Below are 26,865 nucleotides of genomic sequence, written 5' to 3'. Positions count from 1 at the left end.
ACTTCCAAGACATATAAAATCTGTAAGATAAATAGACTGGTTAGCGTGTCTAATCCTGCATTCTCTCTAAAACCTCTTTTTGAATTTCTTCTTTACTCGGCCTGCCAATTTCTAAAAGAGGAAACACAAAGTGAATAACAGTTCCTTTTTTTGAGCTTTTAATACTCAACTTGGCTTTATAACTTTTCGCAATTTGTTTTATGGTATATATCCCTAATCCGAAATGAAGTCGTGAATAAAGCGCCATTCCCTTACCATTATCAGAAATCATGACATGAATTTGATCTTGTTGTTTGCTAATGGACAGGCTGAGTTGTGTTGCTTTTGAATGTTTAAGCGAATTATCAACACAATGGTAGGTTACGCTGTAAATGTCCTTTTCCAACTGTTTTTTAAGTTGTGTCTCACCAATGGAAATATTGAAATCGAGATCCATATCACTCATATATGAACAATGAGCCTGCAACATACTGATAGCAACGCTCAGTTTTTCTTTGCCAAGTGCCGCATGACCTCGTGCCAATGGTTCGAGCTTCAAAAGTGCTTGGTCGAGTTTGTCTAAACCTTCTGAAATCGTAATGTCACCACCGCTACACAACTCTTTAGCCTCGGCAACTTTAAGGACAGCATCACTCAAGTCTTCTTTTTGGTATTGGCGTTGATTATTCCTGAAAACTTTATGAAAACTCTGCACCCAAATATATATATACACAGAAATCGCAATTACTAGGATAAAGATCAAAGTAGCATACATTGAAATAGCTAAAGGTGTTGAATACCACGGCGCAGCCACGTTAAAAGTCAGCGCCGTAACGTCACCGTAGCGTCCCTTATTCTCAACCCTAAATAAAATATCGTATCCCCCTGGCTTTAGATTGCTAAGTTGCATTCCTGCAGCTAACAATTTTTGCCATCCAGTATCGTTTATGTTTGCTTCAAACGAGTTGACATGCTGATCTACAAAATTGTAGTCACTAATCGTTATTTCAATAGCTGAATGCTGACTAACCAGTTCAGAAAACTCCAAATAGGTTTTACCATCCAGAGTGACACTTGTTACCTTTGGAGCGTAAAGATCGACTGAAGGTGCCGTTGTGAGCTCAAATATAAAATCTGAACTAGCAGCATAAAGCTTATCGCCCAGAACCTTAAGACTTCCTATCGTAAAAGAGTGCGCTTTTGTTCCAGGTACCAATTTTGTATGATCCGCCCCCCTTTCTATAATGTGGACACCATTGTTGGTCGCTAAATACAAATTGTCATTAAACTCCACAAACTCCTTAACAAAATTTGGTGAACTTAACTTTTGCCAAACTCCACTATTGGGTTTAAACCAGACACCTTTTCCATAAGTCGCTGCAAATAGGCCTTCCTCTGTAACATAGCTATCAGTGACAACTACACCATCTTCAAATAGACTACGCGTCCAGTCTTGTGTATCAACAATCAACAAACCTTGTTTGGTGCTTGCATAGATATAGTTCCCACTATGATTAATGTCTAAAACTTCTAAACTAGGAAGCAATTGTCTAAGCTTTTTATCTACTATCAATTCTAAGTGTGAATCAACTTCTACAACCCCATAACCATTTGTCGCGATATGTAAATTATTATCGATCACTGAAAAATTTAGCACATAATCATCATGGACTTTTGTTACCTTCTTACTCGCTAAATCCACAAAATATGTACCCACATTGGTTCCTATCGCGAGACCGCGATTGAATAGTTGAAAGGCCGTGACCTCAAATGCCTGTGCAGATATTTGATTATTTAACCAAGTTAATGGCTCAAAATGATTTCTGTCGGCTTTTTGAAAAATGCCTTTTGTAGTGCCAACCCACAATTCTCCAGCAACGCCCTCAAGTACGTTGTATTTAGACCCTAAAGACAATTCAGAAGACTTAAGACCAACTTCAATAGGCTCGAATGTGTTTAGACCTAAACCCCACACCCGATTTTTACCATCTACATGTAACTTGCTGTAGTTTTTCTTCTTAGTATTGATACCGGTTCTCGTAATGTTTAGGTCTGAGAGTGTGATTTCATTGACACTATCGTTATCTGTAAAATAGATAAAATAGGGGGCAGCAAATACTATATTATCAGCATTGTGTATTTCCATATTTGAGATAAGCTGCTGCTGTAGGGTAGAGAAGTAACTCAACCTATTATTAACAAAGTAGACAACACCATGCGGTGTTGCCGCTAAATTTCCGTTATCAATGCTTAGTGCTTCAACGGTTTTAATTACACCATCTTGTACTATAAACACACCATCTCTGGTCATTAGGTAGGCCAAATTTGCAAACGCGTCAATGTCTAAAACTCGGCTTGAACTGCTGTATATTGTACTAACTACTCCAGAATCTAGATCAATCCTTTTAACATCATATTTTCCTAAAGTGAAAAGCGATGAATTTGTTAATGCTAGTTTTGTCGCTTCCACAGACGCTATTTTTTTCGATTCTAGACTTGTTAGATTCGTGACCCAAACGTCACCATTAGAGTACAAAGAAAACAAAGTCTTATGTTTCAGTTTAATATCACGAACTAAACCGCTTGGTAATCCAGCTGCTTTACTTAAAGGAAGAAAATGACGACCATCGTATCTATATACTCCATTGTGCGAGGACAAATAAAAATTATCGTTTGAGTCATGAACGACGCCATTTAGATGTTCAAATTGGAACGCTTGCAACTGCAATGAAAGGGCAGTAAGAAATAAAAATACGAAGATACGCATGAGACAATCCATTCATTAAATGCGGCCAACCACAAGAGCTGGCCTTACTTCCTAGTTGACCTCGTACGCATTGTGATCTCTTACACCACAACCCGCTACGACGATAGGCAAATCGATCTTAGTTTCTCCAGATGCCGTTTTATCAACTATATTACGCTCCATTGTAACACTCTTTAAGCCTTTGTTAAGTTTTTGATTGTCATCTTGTGATTTTTCCCAATCAAATTGCTTTTCACGCTCTGCAAGTACAAACAAATAGGTGGGTTTACGAGGATCAGATTCATTCTTTTTATTATTCCAAGAATGCATTACCGCTTCGCCGGCTTCAACACCATATAAATGTGTGTAGGCTGCCGCTAATAGCTGAGCTCCAGAATCACTCATCACCATAAGCGCCGTATTTTTATAGTCGCTACCACAATCGAATGACACGTCTACATTTAATGTAGAACCATCAGGCAACAGCAGATCGGCATTCATCCTAGAAACTCGAGCACGGTCTTCTAGTGGAGTTAGGGCGTTAGCCGCACTAATACAAAACATAGTTGCAGCGATTGGAAGTAGTATCTTTTTAAACATAGAGATTTCCTTTTAGTCATAAAATGCGTCCCTTCATCAACAGTTTCAACCAATACGTTATTGAGTCGTATCTAGAGAGTTTCTCCTACAACAATGACATGGATTGTTTAAGTGTTAGAAGGCCACGCTACGGTATGCAGATCTCGCATGAAAACATAATTTGCAAGGCCACATCTACCATCTTATTTGCAGCTAAAATATCTTCAACTACAAAAGTACTGTGAGCTTAATCTTTAAAGATCTTCTCTCTACTATTGTTGATCTGTAGAGCACCAACTGTAAACACTTAGTTAAGAGCTAATTTTTTATTTTATAATACCAACTCATAGTAGACGATGCTTTTTGCTAATGATTACTACAACGGCTAAAAACGTTACTAGCTTATGGAGATGCAACTTTAATTGTGCTCTGGACAACAGCATGACTGATGATATGAATACTAAAGTTGCTGTTGTAATGCGACGAAAGAAATTAGTGGTGATTTTTCAAGTATCTTCTTTAATTGCATCTTTGGTTGAACAACATCCGTCATTTTGCGGGAGTTTACACTATTTAACATAATATAAATTATAGGATTATTTATACAGTATTGCACAATACGTATCTGAATTACTATAATATGTCCAATACTAACCAATATCGGACTTACATGATTTTACCACTAGTTGATACCTTAAAGCAGCTAAGGTATCAAATCGCCCACCTTGAAGATGATACGCTTGCGCATGAGTATCCTGAACTGACAAAGTTCTTGGCTAGTCATGGTAAATCACTACCGGTACATAACGAGTTGCAGTTCTTATTTCAGTTTTTGTATGTTTACGGTCGTAAGTCTGAAGCAACTTTTAACCGTTTTCGTAATGAGCTTGAGCGCTTTTATTTATGGTCGTGGCTGGTTGCTGAGAAGTCAGTGTTTGAGCTAAAACGCGAAGACATCGAAGCGTATGTAGATTTTGTGGTAGAGCCAGATAAAGCATGGACGCAAACTTCTGTACAGTGGCGTTATAAGCAAAATCAAGGAATCCGTCAGGTTAACGAAAATTGGCGGCCATTTGTTCTCAAAGAAAACGGCGCTAGCCAGCAAACGTTGGCCGCGATGTTTACCGCGCTGAATGTGTTTTACAAGTTTGCTATTTTAGAAGAAAAGTCGTTCGCTAATTTTGTTCCGGTGGTTAAAAAAAATAGCCCTTATTTAGTTGTTCAATCGCAAATCAATCTTCCTGATACGCTGAGTGATTTGCAATGGGAATATGTTTTTGGTGTAACTCGTGATTTAAGTGAACAGCAACCAGACCTTGAACGGAATCTCTTTGTATTAGCTTGTTTAAAGGGTTTGTATTTACGTATTTCAGAGCTGTCAGATCGCCCTCATTGGTCACCGGTAATGAGCCATTTTTGGCAGGATCAAGATGATTTTTGGTACCTAAGAATTATGGGTAAAGGCAATAAGCTAAGGGATGTAACGCTTAGCGAAGACTTAATCAGCTATTTAAAGCGTTATCGGCAGTACCGAGGATTAAGCGCCCTGCCTCGCGTTGATGAGCCCTACCCCATTGTTCATAAACTAAGGGGCCAAGGCGGTATGAACGTTCGTCAATTACGCCGTATTGTTCAGCAAAGTTTTGACTTAGCAGTGGCTAAACTAAAAGAAGATGGCTTTACGGAAGAGTCAGAGCAACTCGAAGCCGCAACTTCACACTGGCTAAGACATACAGGTGCAACACATGATGCGCAACACCGCCCGCTAAAGCATCTATCTGAAGATTTAGGTCACGCTAAAATCGCAACAACAGATCAAATTTATATTCAAACCAATATTAAAGAACGCGCCAAATCGGGTTTGAAACGGAAGATTTAGGCTCTGAGCGTTCGGTCTGGATTTTAAGGAGTATATATGAGCTCAAGCTCATTGGTAATAATTGAAGATGACTTAGGCCTTGCGGAACTGCTTAGGCGCTTCTTTGAAAAACATGGTTTTATCGTGAGTATCCAAAATGATGGAGTGAGCGGATTGGCGCATGTCCTGCAACTTCAGCCAGATTTTGTATTGCTTGATTTGATGTTGCCAAATAAAGATGGTTTCGAGATCTGTAGGTCACTACAAAACAGGTACAATGGTAAATTGATTGTGTTAACCGCGAGTCACGATGATATAGACGAAATTACGCTATTAGAAATGGGGGCTGATGACTTTATTCATAAGCCAGTCAACCCACGAATTATCCTAGCGAGATTTCGAAAACTAGTTCGCTTAGCAGAAGAAAGTGAGAATAAACAGCAAAATGGGCACGTGATCCGTGTTGGCCCCTTCTCATTTAACTCATCGACAAGGCAAGCAAGCCAAGATGGTATACCGCTTGGTCTCTCAGACAGTGAATACACATTATTCCATTTTTTGGCGTCTAATGTTGACTCTATTCTAAGTCGCGACCAGATTTCAACTCAGCTGTACGGCCGCTCATTTGATGGTTTCGATCGTACAGTTGACAATAAAATAATGAAGATAAGAAAGGTTATCGGTGATGAAATGCCCTATCAACACCTCATCACTGTAAGAGGGAAAGGATATATTTTTGTAAATAGCAAGGAAACTGAATGACAAGCATACGTTTTGCATTTGCAAGCTTACTCTTTGTTAGTGTGTTTTTAGTGATAAACCCCCTTTTGACTTCTCTAGCTACAAGTTATTTCTCAAAAGAGCTGAAAAAGGATGTAGAGCTAGATTATCTAGCCTATGTTTATGCTTTAGATGCAGCTCGTCCTGGCTTGGATGATGCTCAGTGGCAAGCTTTACTTGCCCAGATCTCTGAAAAAAGTAATCTAAAAGTACAGACACTAGATAAACCTGCATTTGAGCAAACGACTAAGTTAGTCATCGAAAACGTTTATGATGAGGAATTACAAACCGTAATCGCAAAAATACAAGGTAAAGAGTTAATAGCGTTTTCTGCGCTTGGAGTGCAAGGCTCTGCTGGGGCAATCCTCAATTTTATTCAGTATGGTTTACCCTTAGGACTAATCTTAGTCCTATTTTTGTTGCACTCACTTTGGTTGCAATTTCGACTTTCTAGGTTAGAACATGCTAGTAAATTAATTGCACAAGGATTGTTATCTAAACGTGCTGATACCGGACTTTTAGCAGTCGGACGTGTCAATTACGCCTTTAATCAAATGGCTGAAAAATTAGAGTGTGCCTTTGCACAGCAAAGGAATATGATCAGAGCCGTATCTCACGAGCTCAAAACGCCATTATTCCGACTTCAGCTCAAGCTTGAGTTGCTTGATGTTCCACCAAAGAACAAAAATCTGGTTCGAGAGTTATTTGAGGAATGTGAAGAGCTTGAAATGCTGGTGCATGAAATTTTGGAGTTCAGTAAAGTAGAACAGTTTTCCGCGAAGACCAGCGTTTCCAATTTTGATTTGCGTACTCTAATTAATGAATACATCGTCAATTTAGAAAAGTACTGTAATCACCCTATAATTATAAATTGTCCAAACTCATTATGGATAAGAGCCTGCCAAACAGATGTTAAACGCGTGCTTCATAACTTAATTGTTAATGCTGATAAATTTGCAGTCGAGCAGATCCGTGTTTCACTAAGTTTATGTAACGCTCAACTTCTCTTAACTGTGGAAGATGATGGCATTGGCATTGCTGAAGATAAACATGAGTTAGTCTTCCAAGCCTTTTTTACGGTAGATGAAAGTCGCTCAGGAAAAAGACGAGGTGCAGGCCTTGGCTTGACCATCGTAAAAGAAATTTTATTGAACTATGACGCTGAGGTCTCGGTAAGCAGAAGTGAACTCGGTGGCGCATGTCTAACTATCAATTTGTCCTCAATATTGATCTATTAACTATGACAAACCCCTGACAAATCCGCGACAATCAAATTACTACTTACACTTTAAAATAACTTCATATTTTAATCGATAGGAAGTTATGATGAAAAAATTCAACTTAAGACCGATCACTTTAATCTTGTGTATCGGACTTCCTGGTTGCCACTTTGACGAAAATAAAAGCAGCGTAGAGGTTGTTCAACAAACGCAAAGAAATGAGCTTTGGTATTCGGAACATTATGGTGAAATAAAACAAATAGTTGATGAGCGTCTAGTGACCTGGCAAGTAACAGGCTCCTCTTGCTATCCAATTCTGACATTAGACCCTCTTCCGTTATTTGATGCGTTTAGCGCCAAAAGTGCAGGCTTGCTTACCTATAAACGACCCTACGATTCTGGCCCTGTAAAATACACTGAAATATCCAGTCTCGATGAAGTCTGTAAAGACGGATTTATATCTACCTCAGATAAAAGTGACTATACCTTTGACGCACAGGCAATCTTTGAACTTTTTTGGCTGGATATGAAAAATCACTATGCATTTTTCTCTGAGCGTAATATAGATTGGGACGCTGTTTATAACCAGTATGCTGGGCAGCTAAGTGATGCCAATGAGACAAAACTACTAGGCGTATTTCGTGAAATACTTGAGCTACTAAATGATGGTCACACCAGGCTTTATTTTAGCCTTGAAGAAGAACCGATAAATTTTGAAGCTAAACCTACCCTATCCAAAAGGTTAGAACGAGAAGCGGTTGCTCTAAACTTGAGTGGTGAACTTGCTGAAAAATATATTGAAACGCAAACGAATCAACTACAAATGACGATTGCACAATACCTGGATCAAGAGACAAAGCAAGACTTTATAATGCGTAAGCAGCAAAGTCCAAATGGCCCTAATTGGGGAGTGATTAACACTGGTGGTCAACATATTGGTTATTTGAAACTCTATCATTTTCAAAACTTTATTGATGTAGCAGGTATTGAGCGTCAAGATATTAGTTATGCCAATGCGGCTTTCAACGATTTACTGGATGAAATTTTCACAGACTTATCCCGTACTAATCAGCTGATTATTGATATTCGCGATAATGAAGGTGGCCATGACATACAAGCACTAGAATTAATCAAGCGCTTTATCTCACAAAATACGCTTGTTTGGGATATTAGTACATTTTATGCTGGGGCGTTACATCAGCTGACATCGGTTTATGCAGAGCCTGATAATGACAGGCCATATTATCTTAAAGATATTTATCTCCTAACCTCAAACGGTACTTTCAGTGCTGGCGAAACCTTTGCGTTGGCTATGTCTGCGCTCCCTCAAGTAACACTGGTAGGACGCGCTACAGCTGGTGCTACCTCTGATACTTTTCCACGGATGCTGCCTAATGGTTGGATTTATGAGCTGAGTAATGAGTACTATGAAAATAGTTTGGATTTGAATGTGGAAGTGCTAGGTGTTCCTGTTGACGTTGAAGTCGATCCCTTCGACATCACTTTTAGAAAAGAGAACAAAGATGCGGCGATTGAAAAAGTATTGTCACTACTAAGCTATGAGCCTTAACTATGAAAAAAGGACATCCACTGATGTCCTTTTTATCATTTAAGTGTTTTAGCAAAAAAGCGATGGATTGAACTACTACATTTAACTCAACTAAATAGCATCACTTACGCTTAAAACGAACAATCAACTCGTGCATTTCTTTAGCAGTCGATTCTAGGTCTTTACTCTCTTGATGCACTTTGTCCGCGCTATCTAGGCTGTTGTTTGCAAGCTGTGCAATGTTTACGACTTGCTGATTAATGTCATCAGACACGGTCGCTTGTTGCTCAACAGAAGTTGCAATTTGCATCGACATATCACTAATCTGGATAACAGCTTGGGTGATTTGTTGTAGCATATCGGTGCTTTGATTCAGCTGTTCAATACCATGGAGCGATTCTTCTTGGCCTTGCTGAGCAATATTTACTGACGCTTGTGTGCTGCTGGTTAGCTCTTCAATAATTGCATGGATCTCTTTAGTCGACTCTTGAGTACGCTGTGCTAGATGTCTAACTTCATCAGCAACTACTGCGAAGCCCCTACCTTGTTCACCAGCTCGCGCAGCTTCAATTGCTGCATTTAGTGCTAGCAAATTAGTTTGCTCAGCGATTTGTTCGATAATCTGTGCGGCTGCAGCAATTTTATCAGTTTGCTTAGAGACGCCTTCAACAGAATTGCGGATATCGGCAATGGTATTACTTAAATCACCAAAAGCAATTTTGGTTTTATTAGCGATCTGTTCTGTTTGAGAAGTCAAATCAAGGGAGTTCTGAGCATCTTTAGCACTCAATTGCACGCTGTTAGAGACATCGTTGATGGTTGTTGTCATTTCATTCATGGCAGTGGCAACAAGCTCAGTCTCAGTTTGCTGCTTTTGTAAATCGGCATAAGTTGCTCGCGCTTCTTTACTCGCCGTATGCGCTCCTTTTGATACGTTTTGCGCCGCATGTTCAACACGCGTAAGAATTGTATCTAGGTGTGCCCTTTCGCTCTTTAAGCGGACTTGGATTGATGCCATAGTACCATCCCAAGTCGAATAAACTTGCTCAGATATCTCATCGCAAAAACTGTGCGCCAACTCAAATTCTAGTCTTCTCAGCTGTTCTTTATCGCGCCAAGTTGCATAGGCTGAATATGCCAGCATATTTGCCATCAACCAAAAAAATCCTGCAGACTCAGAAGCAAAATACCAAAGTGCCAGTGACGAGACGATGTTAAATACTGGCCAAACGACACGTAATTTGGGAAGACTGAAACTGCTTCCTTTATTAGTATTTACGTTTGTATAAAGTTGACTTGCCCGTTCAACCGTAGCCCTGTCTGGGCAGCTTCTAACCGACTCATAGCCAATGATTTTGCCATTTTCTGTTATTGGGGTTACATAGGCATCAACCCAATAGTGATCGCCATTTTTGCAGCGGTTTTTTACGATCCCCATCCATGGCTTACCTGTTTTAAGCTGCGTCCACATGGTTTGAAACGCCACAGGTGGCATATCTGGATGTCGTACTATATTATGAGGTTGGCCAACTAACTCATCACGGGAAAATCCACTAACATCAATAAACGCTTGATTGCAGTCAACAATATTACCTTTCAGATCAGTGACGGAGATGAGTTTTACATCGCGAGAAAAGGTTTTTTCTCTTTGGGTTACTGGGTGGTTGGTTCTCATTAGACATGTCCAAAACTAACAAAAAATTGATTTTCCCTTAAAGATTTGCAGGAAAATACGCCCTCAATCCATGAATAGCAATAGAGAAGGGATTAATTAACGATAATTACAACTATAGTGTGAGTTAATTTTAGGCGCAAATTGATTTATGCCAGTTTAGATCGAAATTAGGCTTACTCCCGTATAGCCTTTCTTGTAAAATAATCCTATTAAAATGATAATCTAAGGAGCGTTAGGTGTCTCGCTTTTCAGCCATAACAGATAACCCCCATGAAGGCCGATTTAATTCCAAAACGGGTATTCTTATTACAAATTTAGGTAGCCCAGATGCACCAACGGCTAAAGCACTTAGAGTTTATCTCGCTGAGTTTCTTTCCGATCCCCGTATTGTCGAAATTCCAAGACTAATTTGGTTAATGATTTTGCATGGCATAATTTTACGCGTTCGTCCTAAAAAATCTGCACACGCCTATCAGTCAATTTGGACTGATGAAGGCTCACCTTTGATAACCATTAGTCGAGCGCAAACTGATAAAATAGAGAAGCAATTACGCAGTGAAGGTTTTGAAGGCATCGAAGTTGAGCTTGCCATGCGTTATGGCAACCCGTCAATTGAATCAGGGCTTGAGAAGTTAAGAGAAAAAGGCATCACACGAATTATCATTGTGCCGCTATATCCTCAATACTCCAGCGCGACAACAGGTTCAACCTTTGATCAGATCTCAAAGGTGCTAAGAGGTTGGCGCTGGGTACCAGAGCTGCATTTTATTAATGGCTATCACAAACATCCGCTTTATATTGAATCTTTAGCTAATTCAATTAGAGAAGATCTTGAGGCGAATGGAGAGCCAGATAAATTGGTTTTTTCTTATCATGGAACACCAAAGTTATTTTTAGATAGAGGCGATCCGTATCATTGTTTTTGCCAACAAACGACTCGCTTAGTCGTTGAAAAACTTAATCTTGATAAAGAAAAAGTGATGACCACCTTCCAAAGTCGTTTTGGTAAAGCAGAATGGTTGCAACCTTATACGGACAAAACACTTGAGAGTTTTCCGAGTCAAGGTATTAAAAACGTCGCAATTTTAAGCCCAGCTTTTAGTGCCGACTGCTTAGAAACACTCGAAGAGTTAGAAGTTGAAAACCGTGAGGTATTTGAGTCTGCTGGCGGCGAAAAGTATCGTTATATTCCTGCGCTAAACGACCGTGATGATCACATTAAAGCGATCACAGCGCTGATAAAACCACTGTTGTAATAAAGACGCAGAAGCAATCTGCTATTTCTGAGGTGTGATATCAAAATATCACACCTTTATTTTTCTAATGCACTTTGTGTTTGTTCAGCAAAAGCGTCTGTTGTGAGTAACTCAAGGCAGGCATCTATTGGTTTTGCGGGGCTGTAAAAGAATCCTTGAATGTGATGACAACCAAGCTCTCGTAACTTTTCGAGTTGAGTAAACTGCTCTACCCCTTCGGCTATCACACCAATTCCCAACTTATCACTGAGCTTAATGAGGCAGTCTATCATTACTTGTTTGTTGTAATCAGACATTAAGCTGTCGACAAAGCTCTTGTCTATTTTTAGGTAATCCACTTGATTTTCTATCAAGTTACTTAATGATGAATAGCCAGTACAAAAATCGTCAAGTGAAACCTTTATCCCATGCTCTCTTAGTTGATTAAGCGTTTTCCAAGTATAGCGATTTGTAGCAAGCGATTCGGTAACTTCAATGGTAATTGCTTCATACGGGATCTTGGCTTTTTCAATGGCAGAGGTGATTAGCTTCACCTGATTAATACTGGCTTTAAACTCACTAACAGAGCGATTAATAGAGATCCCAACCTCTGTAAAACCAGCTTGGTGGATTTTTGCTAAGTCTTGACAACTACGCTCAAGTACAAACTGTCCAACTAAATGAATAAGACCAAATTCTTCGGCGATAGGAATGAAAGTACTTGGTGATACCATTCCGTATTCATCATCAAACCAACGTACTAGGGCTTCAAACTTTGTGATGTGGTTGGTATCAGCATTAACGATCGGTTGATAATAAACAGTAAGCGCTCCTTCTTTCAGTGCCTGCTTTAACTTGTCTTTAAGCTTTATTTTATTTAAATAGGCATTTTGAATTGCTGCATTGTGTAATGCTACCTGTCCGCGCTCGGTCTTTTTCACGCTATTAAGTGCATGCGCTGCGTTTCTGAGTAAATTTGCTGCGGTGATCCGAGAGCCAGCTTCAAGCTGTGCAATGCCTGTAGAGCAAGTGACTTCTATGGTAATTTCATTAAATACATAGGGCTGAGAGAGTTTCTGTGAGAGCTTTTGAGCAATCTTTAGCGCGCTTTCTACATCGCTGCGCGTAAGTAGTAACGCAAACTCGTCACCACCGTACCTTGCGATAATATCATTTTGGCGAACCGCATTTTTCAATCGTTTAGCTACAGAAATAAGTACCTTATCGCCAATCTCCGGACCAAAAACATCGTTGACTTCTTTAAACCTATCCAAGCCAATAAAAAGCAGTGAGCAACTTGTATTGTTACTTCTTGAGCCCGATATTTGTTCTTCTAAGCGCTGCATAAAACTACGGCGATTTAATAGCGCGGTTAATGGTTCATGATTAGCGTAGAAGGTAAGTTGAGATTCATTACGCTTCCATTCAGTAATATCTCTAAAGATGCCGACGTAGTTAGCGACTTTACCTTGCTCATCCTTCACCACGCTCAGTGTTAATTCCTCTGGATAAATCTGACCGTTTTTGCGACGGTTGTGGATCTCTCCTTTCCAGTGACCAACCGTACTCAACGACGCCCACATTGCTTCATAGAATGATTTATCTTGCTTACCAGATGACAGCACCGCGGGGTCTTGGCCTAATAATTCGTAGCCGGTATAACCCGTTAGTCGCTCAAATGCACGATTTACCATAATGATTTTATTTTCATTGTTGGTGATCATAATGGCTTCTGTAGCATGCTCGAACACAACATTAGTGAGTTCGAGCTGTTTATTTAGCGATGAAATATAGCTAATATCTTGAATAGTCGCAGTGAATACAAGTTCATCGCTATGCTGCTCATCAGACTCTACTTGACCAATAATTCTTAATAACCCGTAGTGTTCGGTGCGAGAGGTCAACGAAACTTGTAAATCAACATGCCGAGTTCCACCTAGTTTGACTTTCTCTAAAGCTATCCGCAGTCGTTCACTATCTTCTATTGTGAGTTTATCGAGTAATAATGATAGAGATAGAGAATCAGTTTTTGTCTTAAGTAGATGATTAAGATGAGAGGAAAAGTAGTGTTTGTTCTGTTTAAGTTGCCACGTCCAAGTGCATAAGTCTGCTATTTGCTCGCCTTTTGCAAGTTGTTTGAGCAAAATTCCTTGTTTGGTCAATTCTAAATTATGGCTAAGCTCCGTTGAGATCAGGTGTCCTAATTCTTGAAACCATAGTTTTTCTTCTAGGCTGACTTGTTTTTCTTTATTAAACAAACAGACCATTATTCCTATGGGTGTATGATCTAATGCTCGCAAAGTTAAACCAAGATAACCCTCTATGCTTAAAACGCGAAGGATCTCATCCTCTTCATAAAGTTGCTGTAAACCACTTGTGACGCAACATACATCATTGCTTGCTTTAGCATCAAAACAAGGTGTCCCTTCAAGGTCATAAATAATATTATCGACTTCTTCACCATCCGCGAGGTACATCACGGTCTTTACACGCTTATCGTTATCGATAAATTTACCCACAAAACAATGATCCGCATCAAATCGTTCATACAACTGTTTCAATGCAAATTGATATCGCTGATTAGTGGATGTTAAATTGTAAAAATGGCTAAACGTTAAATTCATAGAAGTCTGTATGGCTCATTCCCGACCAAGATTTTTGTTTAATAAATAATAATAGCTTAATAAACTACATAGAATATAAATACAGATCAATAAATTTGCTTTGTGATGAGAAATTGAGTCTAGTGAAGGCAAGATAGCGCCGATTGGCGCTATCTAAGAAGAAAATTTGTTTATCTACAGTTGCGGTTGTACGTCCAAACCATAACCAAACATCACAGCGAGTACCAGTACAGTTGCCGCAGCGACCATGAGTTTAGCCATCAACGGCATACAGAATCTAAACCAATGTGTGTAAGGGACGCCAGCCATGCCGAGTATCCCCATTAATACCGCATTTGTTGGCACTATCATATTTGAGAAGCCGTCACCAAACTGATACGCAAGTACCGCAACCTGTCTTGGTACACCAACTAAGTCGCCTACCGGCACCATCAGTGGCATAGTCACATATGCCTGACCTGAGCCCGACGGAATGAACATGTTTAAAAGCGTTTGGATAAGTAACATACCAACGGCCGAAACTTCTGCAGCGACATAAGAAAGAGGAGTTGAAAGTCCATGCACAATCGTGTGAAGGATTTGACCATCTTCAAGAATAAGGGCAATACCACGAGCTACGCCAATAAGCACAGCAGTAGTGACCAAGTCTGAAACCCCCTCAATAAAACGGTTTGCAGCTTCGTCTGCTGAAAGTTTACCAAGAATTGAAATCACGACACCCCATGCGATAAATAAACCACCTAGCTCGTATAAATACCACCCCTGAGTGGCAATTCCCCAAACTGCACAAACAAGCGTCACAATAAAAGTAAGCAAAATAGTTCTATGACGACCGTTAAGCTGCGGATAGCTTGGCGCAGCCTGACCTGCCAGTGGGCAAGGCACATCTTTCATCATCGAGTGCTCAGGATTTTGTTGTACCTTTTTTGTGTAACTCCATACATGATGAAAGCCAATCAGTACAAATGGAACAAAAATAGCAAATCTTAACCATATACCCGAATAGACTGGTACTTCAGCAATTTGCTGGGCAATTAATACCGTAAATGGGTTGAATGCTGACACACCGTATCCAATACCGTAGCCTGCGATGATCATGCCAACGGCAGTCATGGCATCCAGCTTCATTGCCTTACAGAGCGCAACTAGAATCAGCACAAACGGAATGTATTCACCTGCAGTACCTATCGCACTTGAAGCGATTGCAAAACAAAACACCACCATAAAAATCAGCTTTTGTGGTTTATCGCCATTTTTCTCAAGTAAGCGACCGATCAATGCATCAACAGTGCCTGTTGCACGTGCAATTGCGAGTACACCACCCACTATCATCACAAAGAAGATAACGTCTTGCGCAGCAGCAAAAGCGCGAGGAATAGCTTTTAACAGATCCCAAGGAGTTAGTTGAACTGATTCTTCTGCAATGTGGTAGGTGCCAGCAAGTACAACTTGTCTGCCAGTGTCAGTGGTTGCAGTATCAAAAAAGCCTTGTGGAATAATCCAGGTCGACAGCAATGCAATTAACATCATACCTAGCAATAAGACTAGTGTATGAGGAACTTTCAATGTTTTTGCCATGGAAAGTACAGCTCCAAATTAGGTAACGGTAAAAATTGCAACGCATCTTACCGATATTCGGAGCAGATTTCACTTTTTAATATCGAATTTCCAATTATGCTACATTATGATTAGCTATAACGGCATGCTCTACTCGGTTTCTACCGTTAGCCTTAGCTTGATATAAACTACGGTCCGCTAGTTTAAGTGCGTGATGCAAATCCTCAGAGCACAGCGGCCAATGAGAGATCCCAAGAGAAATCGTGATATGTCCCGCCTCGCCAAACTCAGTTTCAGCGGTACATGCGCGCAGACGCTCAGCGATCCTATCTGCTTTGTCTATATCTACATGCGGTAGAAACATCAAAAACTCTTCTCCACCACTACGACATAGGTGATCTTGTTCACGTGCATTAGTGCGCATCAGCTCTGCGAGTTTTCTGATTACCACATCACCAACATCGTGGCCGTAAGTATCATTCACGTGTTTGAAGTGATCGATATCAAGCGCAATAATGCTAAACGGAGTTTGCTGCTCATAGGCATTCTCTAGCCACTTTTCCATTCCTCGTCTATTGAATAAATGAGTCAGCTGATCTTGCTTTCTTTCATCGTCAAAGCGCTGGATCTGTGCTCCTAAGTTCTTAACACTACTGTGCATTGCCTGATAAAGCCACGCGGCTTCATAATACCATGTGGATACATGTGGAAAATCGATGTTTCTGCCATCTTCCACTTGCTCTGATAACTTAGCTAATCGCCATAATGGCTTAGCAATTAAGGTTCCGAGTCCAAGCACACAAATTAACAAAAATACAGTAAATGGAATGGTAGTTTTGAGTACGTGCCGCATGGTGTTCGATAATTGTGACATCGTGACCTCTAATGGGCGTTGTGCCACGACCCCCCAACCACTCGTCGCTACGGAAGCATACCCAGCTAGCATTGCTACCCCTTGGGTATTGACGATTTGGGCGGAACCTGAAGTTTTGCTGAGTAATGATTCAACGACCTCATTTTTGGTGACGTCTTGCCCAATACGATGATCATCATGATGATAAATGAGTTTACCGTTGGGGCCGGTAACATAAATATAGGTTTTGTCTTGGTGATGATGGTTTGCTAATAATCGGCCTAAGATATTGTCACCTTTAAGATAAATCCCAGCTGCGATAAAACCTACGAATATTCCTTCTTGGTCAAACATTGGATGAGTTGGGCTCACCATCAAATTCCCAGCCGGCGAAACAAATGGACCTACAATAAAAGGGGCTTTTTCACGAAGTGGCAAAGTTTCGACTTCATTTTTGAGTGTAGCTCCTATCACACCAAGTGAACTTGGTTGGGCACCGATAATTTCACCTTTTGCGTTTACTAACACGATAGAGTCAAAACTATGTGTCCTTGTAAGCATTTGACTCAACTCTTTATTAACCACCTCAGGGTTATCTAGCTGCGTCGCAATGGTTTCGCTCGACGCTTTTAGTTGCATCAATACTGATTGCAAGAAGAGATCGGTAACATCTGCTAACTTAGTTGCATAGGCACGATTTGCCTCTAGCGTATCTTTTACCATCACCTGTTTTTGCACTTGGTAGCTCGAAAACAACGCGTTTAGTAACGATGTAAATACGCATAATGTGGCAAGAATGAGTATCAGCTTTTTAAGGTCTAACCAATGTTTTGCTTTATTTATTTGTACCACTAAAAATTCTCTTTAATGTACTTCCATGACATTTTAGCTATTCGTTTGAGTGAAACAGTTAATCTATATCAAACTCTGGTCAGACCAATAACGAATTAGAACGTCCACATTCTGTGTGCCCGTATTATAACCACATGGTTAAAAATATTTAGTTTTTTGAACGGATTATTGGTATTGTCTCAGCTATCAGGTGTAAAATAATCTGAACATAAATACAGCGAAGTTCTTAATGAAGAAAAAGACTACCAATCCACTAGTTGGCCACTTTACACTTGCTTGCCTTGCGCTTGCGGCGATATGGATGTTCGTATCTGATAAAGATGCATTGCTTGTCCTTAATTCCTTGGTTCTTGTCTATATTGTATTTGCTTTAGCAAAACGGTTGATGAAATCTTCCAATAAAAAGTAACTTACTCTACTCACCTAGTTCAGAGCTAAGTTACGCATTAGCCCTGAACATCATAAATAGTTTGTTTTACTGCCTAACCAGCTTTAATAGATTTTCTCCCCTACTATCAAGCTCATTAAGTGGCTTAAGCCCCATAATGTGTGTAAGTGTTGGGTAAACTTCTAAATTGCTAGCTTGTTCTATCGTTACACCCGATTTAAAGGCGGGGCCACTTGCGACAAAAAATGCGGCCATATCAGGTGTTACCTCATACCCATGTGTACCATAATAGCCTTGCTTGCCTTTCTGCATAAAGACAATAGGTGCTTTTGCTTGCAGGATAATGTCACCGATACGAGAGGACTCACCGCCATTAAGTTGCTGTTTTCGCTCACTACTCAACACCTCATAACGACCCTCCGCTTTTTCACGTAACTGCTGTATAAGTGCTTTTGCTTCAAGTTTTTCTTCGCCTAGCGCATAAAGCGACACCCTCGTTCCACTGTTTTTGATAGTCCATTCTTTAGGTATATCTAGCTCTTCGAGGATCACAGCTTTGTCTGGCTCTATACTTGCCATACCATGATCAGAAACGAGTACTAGGTTCACTTTAATTTTGTCCTTTTTCAAAGCAGCGACAAAATCTCCGATTAAGCCATCAACAAATTGTACTGCTTCTCTCGTTTTTTCATGGTCTGGTCCGTATCCATGACCCATAGAATCCACTAGAGAAAAGTAGCTAGCGACAAACAATGGTTTTTCGCTTTTTGGTAATTTTAGCCAATTGTGTATTTCATTAAGACGATTCTTGTAATCGGCTTTCTTTGAATAATGATAGTAATAGTCAGGCGTCATACCATTGATTCTAGCGTCTGATTCTGGCCAAAAATAAGCGGCAGATTTATATCCATGCATTTTTACAAGATTCCATAAGGGAATACCACTTATCCAAGAGCTATCCATTTTACCCATCCCCATCTTATAACACTCATCACGCTTCTTATCGCAAAAGTAATTATCGACGATACCATGATTGATTGGTTTTAACCCCGTAACAATAGACAGGTGATTTGGAAATGTCTTAGTCGGATATTGAGGCCATAGCTTAGTCGCTCGGACGCCCTGCTTCGCAAGATTTGCAATATTCTTTGCATCGTGTTTTTCAATGTAGTCCCATCTAAATCCATCGATGGAGATCAATATGGTTGTCGCGCGCTCAGCAAAGGCAGTGCAACTAAAGATAGATAAGGTGAAAAGGAGGATTCTTAGCATGTATAAATTCCCGTGTCATGTGAGTACCGCTGCAAAAGTAAGAGGCTGTGCAGCATAATCCGTGTGATTGCGGCCGCATTAAATCACAATGATTTGAAATTTATATTGATTTGCGGTCAGTGGATGGCAATTATAGATATTCGGGGAAGGTTAACTTTCACTATGTTGTAGTTGAGCTTAATTAATGCTTGATCTAAGTCAAAGTGACCTTTATATTAAAGTTTCAATAATTACTGAAAGTTTAGAACAATGAACTTATCACCAAAAATAGAAAATTTTGTACTTCATTGCGGCGAAATGGGAAGCCGTTGGGGTTTCAACAGAACTATAGGACAAATGGTTGGTTTGTTGGTTATTAATGAAAAACCATTAACAGCGAACGAAATCGCCGATGCGTTAAAAATTTCACGCGGTAACGTGAGTATGGGAATAAAAGAATTGCAATCTTGGCAACTAGTTAAGGTGCATCATATTCCCGGCGACCGTAAAGAATACTACTCTCCAAACGGCTCTATTTGGGATCTCGCTAACCGCGTATTTGAAGAGAGAAGAAAAAGGGAAATCGACCCAACACTCACTCTACTTCGTGACCAAATCCTAGATAGCGCCAACTCACCTGAAGAAGTGTATGCACAGCAGCAAATGCAATCCATTCATGACCTACTTGAAACCGTCACTAAGTGGTCAGCGGAACTTCAACGCCTATCACCAGAGCAATTGCAATCGTTGATGAAGCTCGGTTCTTCTGTGAGTAAAGTAATAGATTTAAAGGATAAATTATTACGTAAGTCTTAAAGTGCGAGGTGCGTCATGCTTGATACGTTGTTGTTGTCGCGAATACAATTCGCAGCAAATATTAGTTTTCATATTCTCTTTCCCACGATAACCATCGCGTTAGCTTGGTTTCTGGCGTTTTTTAAACTCAAGTATGACCTAACCGAACACCCGGTTTGGTTAAGAGCTTATCGCTTTTGGGTCAAAATTTTTGCATTGACCTTTGCTCTCGGTGTCGTAAGCGGCATTACCATGTCGTTCCAGTTTGGTACAAACTGGCCCGGCTTTATGGAGAAAGTCGGCAATATTGCAGGTCCCTTGCTCGGTTATGAAGTATTGACCGCATTTTTTATGGAAGCAACATTTTTAGGGATCATGTTGTTTGGCATGAAGCGCGTACCACCTAAAGTACATACTTTAGCCACTTTTATCGTCGCCATAGGTACAACGCTTTCCGCATTTTGGATCCTGTCTTTGAATAGTTGGATGCAAACCCCGACAGGCTTTGAACTTAGGGACGGTATCGTATATCCCACGGACTGGTTTGAAGTTATTTTCAATCCTTCATTCGGTTATCGCTTCTTCCATATGTTATTAGCTAGTGCGCTGACGGCTTCATTTTTGATAGCTGGTGTCAGTGCGTATCGGATGCTGAAAAACGATGAAAAACATGCCCCCAAGAAAGCACTAACCGTTGCATTAACAGTTGCGGCGCTGCTTACTCCATTGCAGGCTTTCGTCGGCGATTTGCATGGCCTAAATACGCTAAAACATCAACCACAAAAAATTGCAGCAATGGAAGGGGTTTGGGAAACAGAGAAAGGGGCACCACTATTATTATTCGCAATTCCGAATGAGGAAGAAAGACGCAACGACTTTGCGCTCGGTATTCCTAACATGGCAAGTTTTATTCTTACCCACGACGTTAACGGTGAAATTAAAGGGCTTAATGAATTTAAAGGTGAACACCCACCTGTTAAGCCCGTCTTTTTCGGTTTTAGAATCATGGTTGGGATGGGCATGCTGATGATCTTAGTTGCGTTTGTCACTCGTTTTACATTATGGAAAAAGGGCGAGTTACCTAAGTGGCAACTGAAAACGCTTGTTGCGATGACTTTCTCAGGCTGGGTGGCTACCCTCGCAGGCTGGTATGTCACAGAAATTGGCCGCCAACCTTATATCGTCAGTGGTATCTTAAGAGTTGAAGATGCAGTCACAACAATTGCCTCAGAAAACGTCTTATTTACACTCATTGGCTATCTGACGATATATGCAATCTTACTGTACGCTTATATTCGCACTTTGTTCCACACTGCTAGCAAGTCTGTAGAAGTGGAAGAGTACGACATGAAGGAATTTGCTGAGGAGGTGACTCGTGTTTAATCCGGAATATCTATCTCTCATCTATGCCGGTTTGATGGCACTCGCTGTGCTTGTTTATGCAATATTAGATGGTTACGACCTTGGCGTTGGCATGATGATCCCGCTGGACGATAAAGAAACCGCAGACACTATGATAGCCTCTATCGGTCCATTTTGGGATGCTAATGAAACGTGGTTAGTTTTAGCTGTAGGCCTTGCATTTATCGCATTTCCTCAAGCCCATAGTATGATCTTGCAGGCGCTCTACATTCCTGTTGTGTTTTTACTCTTTGGCTTAATTATGCGTGGTGTTGCTTTTGATTTCAGAGCAAAAGCGAGAGTTAAACGCCAAAGGCGGTGGGACAAAGTATTTAAATTTGGGTCGCTACTCACCTCGTTCGCGCAAGGGTATATGCTGGGGCTTTATGTCATAGGCTTTGAAAATACCCCTCTTGCCCATGCATTTGCGGTCTTTAGTGGAATTGGCGTTGTCTGCGCGTATGGCTTGATTGGTTCAGCATGGCTAATTATGAAGTGTGAAGGGCAATTGCAGCAAGATGCGATTAGCTGGTGCAAAAAATTTGCGAGAGTAGCCTTTGTTGGGGTGTTGCTCGTTTCTATCATCAACCCAGCGATTAATGAGTGGATCTATGAGCGTTGGTTTGACCTCCCGATGGCCTTAGTCGTATTACCAGCCCCGATTATTTGCTTGTCGCTCTTTGTAATTTTAGAACTTGTGTTACAGAAACTACCAAAGTCACCAGATAATGGAGCTTGGTTACCGTTCCTGATTTCAGCATTTATCTTTGTGCTTTGCTTCTTCGGCTTAGTTTATAGCTTTTACCCATTTGTAGTGCCTGGCAAGCTAACCATCTTCGAAGCGGTCGCTGACGCGTCAGCTCTTACTTTCTTATTATATGGCGTAGTCATTGTGGTGCCGACCTTAATTGCATATACGTTATTTTCGTACCGAGTCTTTTGGGGCAAGGTTCAACCTTTGTCCTACTATTGACACTTGCATACATTAGCCCAACCAAAAGGCAGCGAGTTGGACGCTGCCTTTTTTATTGCATTAAGAATAATACTCGCCTCAGCTATATGTCTTCCTGTTTACCAAGCTATATCCCCCAATAAAAAGGCATAAAAAAGCCCGTTGCTAGAACGGGCTAAATCAAATTTTCTAGGCTAAATTTTTGGATAGCCTATACGGTCAGATAAATACCCAACACTTGAGGCAAAATAATAAGATCTATTCCAGTTCATCAAGGCCTTGTAATTATCATAAGCTAGATACATACGGCCATTAGCGTCATCTGGCATCACTAATGCTGCTGTGATATTCACTTGTGGCAAGTCAGTGCCGTCCATTCTGCGAAGACCAAGCGCTTGCCACTCCTGCAATGAACGCTCTGATTTACTCCACTCCTTTAACCATTCGCTGTGCGTTTTAGTACCACGCTTTAAAATGTAGCTATTGTCAAAACCTTCAGGTAGCTTAACTTGGCGACCCCAAGTAAGATCATCGTTCCAGCCCACACTTTTCAGGTAATTGGCTATTGACGCAAAAGCATCCTCTTGCGTCGTCCAAATGTCCTTGCGACCATCTTTATTATAATCAACAGCATAAGACGTAAATGAAGTTGGCATAAACTGAGTTTGACCCATTGCTCCTGCCCACGATCCTTTGAAATCATCCAGACCGATGTGACCATCTCTTAAAATATCCAGCGCAGCCCACAACTGTCTTTTATACAAAGCTTCTCGACGACCATCAAAAGCAAGCGTCACTAACGCACTAATGACTGGATAGCCGCCTTGAATACGACCAAAGTTGCTTTCAAGGCCCCACAGGGCAACAATAAACCGTGCCTGTACGCCATATTCTTTTGCTATTTTTTCTAAAGATTCTTGGTGTTCTTTGTAGAGTTTGCGGGCCTGTTGGATTTTCCATTCAGGGACGCGCTTGGGTAAATAAGTTTCTAGTGTTTCGACAATTTCTGGCTGGGATTTATCAGCCTTAATCACCTTTTCCTTAAATACTGCTGTTGCAAAAGCCTCGTCAACTAATTGTTGTGTATAGCCCTTGTCAATCGCTTCTTGTTTTAAGTTTTTGAGGTATTCATCAAACTTCGCTTGAGTGTTAGCAAAGACTGATGTGGACAAGCAAACTGAGGCTACTAGTAGGGAAATTTTTTTTATCACGAATCTGTTACTCCGTTTTGCTTTCTAAATTCATCAAGCAAGCTTTCTGTATGCGGTGGAAGTTGCAAGTAAAACCCATCGTCAGTTAATTTTTGCTTAACCGTTTCAAGATCAGCAATTCCCAATTTTGTTCTTCTCGCAAGGTCAATAATCATGACATAGATAGGAGTGCCGAAAGTTTCCATTAACGGTGCAGGGACATTGGAAAAATCATCTCTTTTAGTTACAAAAAGATAGGTATCCGCTTTTTTTGGACTTTTGTATATGGCAGTGAGCATTATAAGCCTATAAATTCTTGCTAATCATGGGCGGTCACTATACCATGCTATTAGTAAGTTGTGGAAAGTTTTACTACGCGCTAAAGTCAGCTAGATAAGGCTTTAGCGGCGGTTGTAACAGAAATTTGAGTACATATGGCAAATCAAACATTCGAACTAAAAGGAAATCTATTTACACTCTCTGTGCTGCAGTTGTTTTCTTTAGATCTGACCAAGTTAAGGCAAGATCTTGATAGCAAAATTTCGCAAGCGCCTAAATTTTTTCAAGGTGCACCAATTGTGGTTAATTTAGCTGATGTTCAGGAGCAAACTGTAGAATTCAAAGAGTTAAAGCAAACACTGGTCGATTTACAGCTCAATCCAGTGGGTGTGTGTAGCGGTACTCAAAGTCAGCACGACTTAGCCAAAGAAGCCGGGTTTTCTGTACTAAACTATTCAAGGGATGTGCAACCGAGTACCCCATCACAATCTCAAGCAGCAGAAGTAGTAGAAAAACAAGTTTATCTTCCTGCTCAAATTGTGAACGGAACGGTACGTAGTGGTCAGCAAATTTATGCTAAAGACCGTGATCTGATCGTGCTAGGTGCTGTAAGTCATGGTGCAGAAGTTATCGCCGATGGTAACGTGCACATTTACGGTACTTTACGTGGTCGTGCAATCGCAGGTGCGCAAGGCCAAGAAGACACGAGTATATTCTGTCAGCGCTTAGAAGCTGAGCTGGTGTCTATAAACGGGAGTTATTGGATCAGTGATTCGCTGCAAGGTGAACACTGGGGTCAAGCTGCTCAAATAACACAACAAGACGAATCATTAAAAATTACAGCTTTGGTCAAAGGATAAATCAGATGGCAAAAATTATTGTCGTAACTTCAGGTAAAGGCGGTGTTGGTAAGACAACGTCAAGTGCAGCAATTGGTACTGGCTTAGCGCTAAAGGGTTATAAAACAGCCATTGTCGATTTTGATATTGGTCTTAGAAACCTCGACTTAATCATGGGATGCGAGCGTCGCGTTGTTTATGATTTTGTCAACGTTATCAACGGTGAAGCAAATCTAAATCAAGCATTGATTAAAGATAAGCGCGTTGAAAAACTTTATATTCTTCCAGCTTCTCAGACTCGTGATAAAGACGCCCTCACTCGAGAAGGGGTTGAGCGTGTGCTAAATGAAATGAAAGAAGAATTTGATTTCATCATTTGCGACTCACCAGCGGGTATTGAAGCAGGCGCAATGATGGCATTGTACTTCGCTGATGAAGCCGTGGTAGCAACTAACCCTGAAGTTTCATCCGTTCGTGACTCAGACCGTATTTTAGGTATTCTACAAAGCAAGTCGAAGCGCGCTGAAATGGGCCTAGAGCCGGTTAAGGAACACCTATTGCTTACACGTTATAACCCAGAGCGTGTAGATAGCGGTGAAATGTTGTCGGTAGACGATGTTAAAGAAATTCTAGCGATCGACTTACTAGGTGTAATACCTGAATCAAAAGCAGTACTTAATGCGTCTAACTCAGGGCAACCGGTTATCTTAGACCAAGAGTCTGATGCAGGCCAAGCATATAGCGATGCAATTAACCGCTTATTAGGTGAAGTCGTTGATTTCCGTTTCTTACAAGTTGAGAAGAAAGGTATCTTCAAACGGATCTTTGGAGGGTAAGGTGTCATTACTAGATTATTTTCGTTCTGAGAAAAAAAATAGCGCATCATTAGCGAAAGAGCGACTGCAAATCATCGTTGCGCACGAACGCTCAAAGCGTGGTACACCTGACTACTTACCACAACTTAAGCAAGACATCCTCGATGTTATTCGCAAATACGTAAAAGTAGATTCGGATGCCGTCAACGTCCAGTTTGAACAAAACGAGGATGATTTAGCAGTATTAGAATTGAACGTTACTCTACCTGATGATGAAAAGTAACAGTTTGAGTAAATGTAATAAGGGCTATTTCTATAGCCCTTATTTATTTCGTTTTGCCCATTCTAATTAATCTGTCAAGGGGCTTTACATTGCCCTACTCTTTGCTTAATTATCCGAACTTCAGGTCACTTATTCTTATTTAAGGACAAAGTACCTTTGACCCTTTTTGCAGGCTTAGTATTGTGTTTTGGGCTTGACTTGCGTTTGTTGTGACTGTGATTTTGTTCACCATTTCGCGTTTTTGGCTTAGGCTTAACGCTATTTTGCTTGTCGAGTTCATCTGTTCGATCTTTGCTGTTATGCGCTCGCCTATCTTGCTTTGGACGACCAACCTCACTAACTTCACTTCTAGGCTTATCATGCTGTTTTCCCGCACCAGCACCCGCTGATGCCTCTTGTGTTTTACTCGATGACTCTGTTGCGTGATTGATCGCTCGCATTTCGTTTTCGTTAAGGTGACGCCACTTACCAGAGCTAAGACCAGTTAGATCGATATTCATTATCCGAATACGTTTAAGGTGTGTTACTTCAAATCCTAGATATTCACACATTCTGCGAATTTGACGATTTAAGCCTTGCGTCAATACAATGGTAAATGACTTAGCCCCGGTTTTACGAACTTTACAAGGCTTTGTGACAGTGCCAAGGATTGGAACACCTGAGGACATACGTTTTACAAATCGCTCATCAATAGGCCTATCGACCACAACCTCATACTCTTTTTCATGGTTATTGCCGGCGCGAAGGATTTTATTGACCATATCGCCTTGGTTGGTCAAGAAAATTAATCCTTCGGATGGACGGTCTAAGCGACCAATAGGGAAAATACGCTCAGGATAGTTAATTGCACTGACAATATTACTTCTGATTTTACGCTCGGTGGTACAAGTTACACCAACAGGTTTATTATAAGCAATAAATACAGCCTTTGGCTTTGCTTTCAGAGGCTTACCATCAATGATGATAGTGTCAGCATCAGACACTTTAGTGCCCATTTCTGGTAGAATTCCATTTACTTTGACACGGCCTGAGGCGATTAAGTCATCAGCTTCTCGACGACTGCAGAATCCAGTTTCACTGATGTATTTATTGAGGCGCTTTTGCTCTGTCACGATACAACCACTTTGAGTAAAAACCCGTATTGTAATCGCTTCAACCGCTTTAC

At 40.7% G+C, this 26,865-nt stretch carries 21 protein-coding genes; 11 read left to right on the top strand and 10 right to left on the bottom strand.

Annotated features, from left to right (window positions below):
• Positions 1 to 49: 49 nt before the first annotated feature.
• Together EXT48_RS19870 and EXT48_RS19865 are read right to left on the bottom strand one after the other, a co-directional pair.
• A complete protein-coding gene (locus EXT48_RS19870; RefSeq protein WP_130165499.1) occupies positions 50 to 2,746 on the bottom strand; it encodes an ATP-binding protein in 2,697 nt (898 codons plus the stop codon).
• Positions 2,747 to 2,797: 51 nt separating this feature from the next.
• The gene (locus tag EXT48_RS19865) at positions 2,798 to 3,325 is read right to left on the bottom strand and encodes a hypothetical protein (protein ID WP_130165498.1); all 528 of its coding nucleotides are present in this window, start codon (positions 3,323 to 3,325) and stop codon (positions 2,798 to 2,800) included.
• Positions 3,326 to 3,974: 649 nt separating this feature from the next.
• On the opposite strand from EXT48_RS19865, the gene EXT48_RS19860 reads away from it, so the two are divergent.
• The 4 genes from EXT48_RS19860 (at position 3,975) to EXT48_RS19845 (ending at position 8,732) form a co-directional block, all read left to right on the top strand.
• Positions 3,975 to 5,183 carry a site-specific integrase gene (locus tag EXT48_RS19860; RefSeq protein ID WP_130165497.1) on the top strand — a complete coding sequence of 403 codons (1,209 nt, stop codon included), beginning with the start codon at positions 3,975 to 3,977 and terminating at the stop codon, positions 5,181 to 5,183.
• A gap of 36 nt (positions 5,184 to 5,219) precedes the next feature.
• Positions 5,220 to 5,924, top strand: a complete 705-nt coding sequence (locus tag EXT48_RS19855) for a response regulator transcription factor (RefSeq protein ID WP_130165496.1) — start codon at positions 5,220 to 5,222, stop codon at positions 5,922 to 5,924.
• A complete protein-coding gene (locus EXT48_RS19850; protein WP_039495178.1) occupies positions 5,921 to 7,180 on the top strand; it encodes a cell wall metabolism sensor histidine kinase WalK in 1,260 nt (419 codons plus the stop codon). The genes EXT48_RS19855 and EXT48_RS19850 overlap by 4 nt, the downstream gene beginning before the upstream one ends.
• Before the next feature lie 85 nt (positions 7,181 to 7,265).
• Complete coding sequence (locus EXT48_RS19845; RefSeq protein WP_130165495.1) at positions 7,266 to 8,732, top strand: S41 family peptidase; 1,467 nt, start codon at positions 7,266 to 7,268, stop codon at positions 8,730 to 8,732.
• A 100-nt stretch (positions 8,733 to 8,832) separates the two neighbouring features.
• Here EXT48_RS19845 and EXT48_RS19840 read toward each other — a convergent pair whose 3' ends face one another.
• Positions 8,833 to 10,386, bottom strand: a complete 1,554-nt coding sequence (locus tag EXT48_RS19840; protein WP_130165494.1) for a PAS domain-containing methyl-accepting chemotaxis protein — start codon at positions 10,384 to 10,386, stop codon at positions 8,833 to 8,835.
• A 236-nt stretch (positions 10,387 to 10,622) separates the two neighbouring features.
• Between EXT48_RS19840 and hemH the strand changes: the two genes are divergently transcribed.
• Positions 10,623 to 11,642 carry a ferrochelatase gene (gene hemH, locus EXT48_RS19835; protein ID WP_069019249.1) on the top strand — a complete coding sequence of 340 codons (1,020 nt, stop codon included), beginning with the start codon at positions 10,623 to 10,625 and terminating at the stop codon, positions 11,640 to 11,642.
• Between the two features lie 56 nt (positions 11,643 to 11,698).
• Here hemH and EXT48_RS19830 read toward each other — a convergent pair whose 3' ends face one another.
• The 4 genes from EXT48_RS19830 to EXT48_RS19810 all read right to left on the bottom strand — a co-directional run bounded on the left by EXT48_RS19830 (position 11,699) and on the right by EXT48_RS19810 (position 19,167).
• Positions 11,699 to 14,245 (bottom strand): bifunctional diguanylate cyclase/phosphodiesterase, encoded by a 2,547-nt coding sequence (locus EXT48_RS19830; protein WP_069019250.1) that lies wholly within the window; start codon positions 14,243 to 14,245, stop codon positions 11,699 to 11,701.
• 174 nt (positions 14,246 to 14,419) lie between these two features.
• Complete coding sequence (locus EXT48_RS19825; protein ID WP_017216779.1) at positions 14,420 to 15,823, bottom strand: YfcC family protein; 1,404 nt, start codon at positions 15,821 to 15,823, stop codon at positions 14,420 to 14,422.
• A gap of 94 nt (positions 15,824 to 15,917) precedes the next feature.
• Positions 15,918 to 17,507, bottom strand: coding sequence for a sensor domain-containing diguanylate cyclase (locus EXT48_RS19820; RefSeq protein WP_130165493.1), 1,590 nt, complete (start codon positions 17,505 to 17,507; stop codon positions 15,918 to 15,920).
• A gap of 475 nt (positions 17,508 to 17,982) precedes the next feature.
• Complete coding sequence (locus EXT48_RS19810) at positions 17,983 to 19,167, bottom strand: ectonucleotide pyrophosphatase/phosphodiesterase (RefSeq protein ID WP_130165492.1); 1,185 nt, start codon at positions 19,165 to 19,167, stop codon at positions 17,983 to 17,985.
• Positions 19,168 to 19,416: 249 nt separating this feature from the next.
• Here EXT48_RS19810 and EXT48_RS19805 point away from each other — a divergent pair, with 249 nt between their 5' ends.
• From EXT48_RS19805 to EXT48_RS19795, 3 genes are read left to right on the top strand one after another with little or no spacing between them, the layout of a single operon-like run.
• Positions 19,417 to 19,962 (top strand): GbsR/MarR family transcriptional regulator, encoded by a 546-nt coding sequence (locus EXT48_RS19805; protein ID WP_010605404.1) that lies wholly within the window; start codon positions 19,417 to 19,419, stop codon positions 19,960 to 19,962.
• Between the two features lie 15 nt (positions 19,963 to 19,977).
• The gene (locus EXT48_RS19800) at positions 19,978 to 21,324 is read left to right on the top strand and encodes a cytochrome ubiquinol oxidase subunit I (protein WP_130165491.1); all 1,347 of its coding nucleotides are present in this window, start codon (positions 19,978 to 19,980) and stop codon (positions 21,322 to 21,324) included.
• Entirely contained in the window at positions 21,317 to 22,315 is a 999-nt protein-coding gene (locus EXT48_RS19795) for a cytochrome d ubiquinol oxidase subunit II (RefSeq protein WP_010372949.1), read from the top strand. Before EXT48_RS19800 ends, EXT48_RS19795 begins: the two co-directional genes overlap by 8 nt.
• A gap of 173 nt (positions 22,316 to 22,488) precedes the next feature.
• Here the strand turns inward: EXT48_RS19795 and EXT48_RS19790 are convergent, their stop codons facing one another.
• Positions 22,489 to 23,505 (bottom strand): lytic transglycosylase domain-containing protein, encoded by a 1,017-nt coding sequence (locus EXT48_RS19790; protein WP_069019253.1) that lies wholly within the window; start codon positions 23,503 to 23,505, stop codon positions 22,489 to 22,491.
• Positions 23,502 to 23,783 carry a YcgL domain-containing protein gene (locus EXT48_RS19785; RefSeq protein ID WP_010372955.1) on the bottom strand — a complete coding sequence of 94 codons (282 nt, stop codon included), beginning with the start codon at positions 23,781 to 23,783 and terminating at the stop codon, positions 23,502 to 23,504. The genes EXT48_RS19790 and EXT48_RS19785 overlap by 4 nt, the downstream gene beginning before the upstream one ends.
• Before the next feature lie 135 nt (positions 23,784 to 23,918).
• Here EXT48_RS19785 and minC point away from each other — a divergent pair, with 135 nt between their 5' ends.
• Genes minC through minE form a run of 3 tightly spaced genes read left to right on the top strand, consistent with a single transcriptional unit; the run spans position 23,919 to position 25,700 of the window.
• Positions 23,919 to 24,623, top strand: a complete 705-nt coding sequence (gene minC / locus EXT48_RS19780; RefSeq protein WP_010372958.1) for a septum site-determining protein MinC — start codon at positions 23,919 to 23,921, stop codon at positions 24,621 to 24,623.
• A 5-nt stretch (positions 24,624 to 24,628) separates the two neighbouring features.
• A complete protein-coding gene (gene minD, locus EXT48_RS19775) occupies positions 24,629 to 25,438 on the top strand; it encodes a septum site-determining protein MinD (RefSeq protein ID WP_010372960.1) in 810 nt (269 codons plus the stop codon).
• Between the two features lies 1 nt (position 25,439).
• Positions 25,440 to 25,700, top strand: a complete 261-nt coding sequence (gene minE / locus EXT48_RS19770; protein ID WP_010372964.1) for a cell division topological specificity factor MinE — start codon at positions 25,440 to 25,442, stop codon at positions 25,698 to 25,700.
• A gap of 125 nt (positions 25,701 to 25,825) precedes the next feature.
• Here minE and rluF read toward each other — a convergent pair whose 3' ends face one another.
• Positions 25,826 to 26,812 carry a 23S rRNA pseudouridine(2604) synthase RluF gene (gene rluF, locus EXT48_RS19765; RefSeq protein WP_130165490.1) on the bottom strand — a complete coding sequence of 329 codons (987 nt, stop codon included), beginning with the start codon at positions 26,810 to 26,812 and terminating at the stop codon, positions 25,826 to 25,828.
• Positions 26,813 to 26,865 lie beyond the last annotated feature (53 nt).

Origin of the sequence: Pseudoalteromonas sp. CO348 (assembly GCF_004208845.1) — a bacterium.
GTDB lineage: Bacteria > Pseudomonadota > Gammaproteobacteria > Enterobacterales > Alteromonadaceae > Pseudoalteromonas > Pseudoalteromonas maricaloris.
Note: the sequence above shows the minus strand (reverse complement) of the source record. Positions and strands in the feature narration are given on the sequence as shown.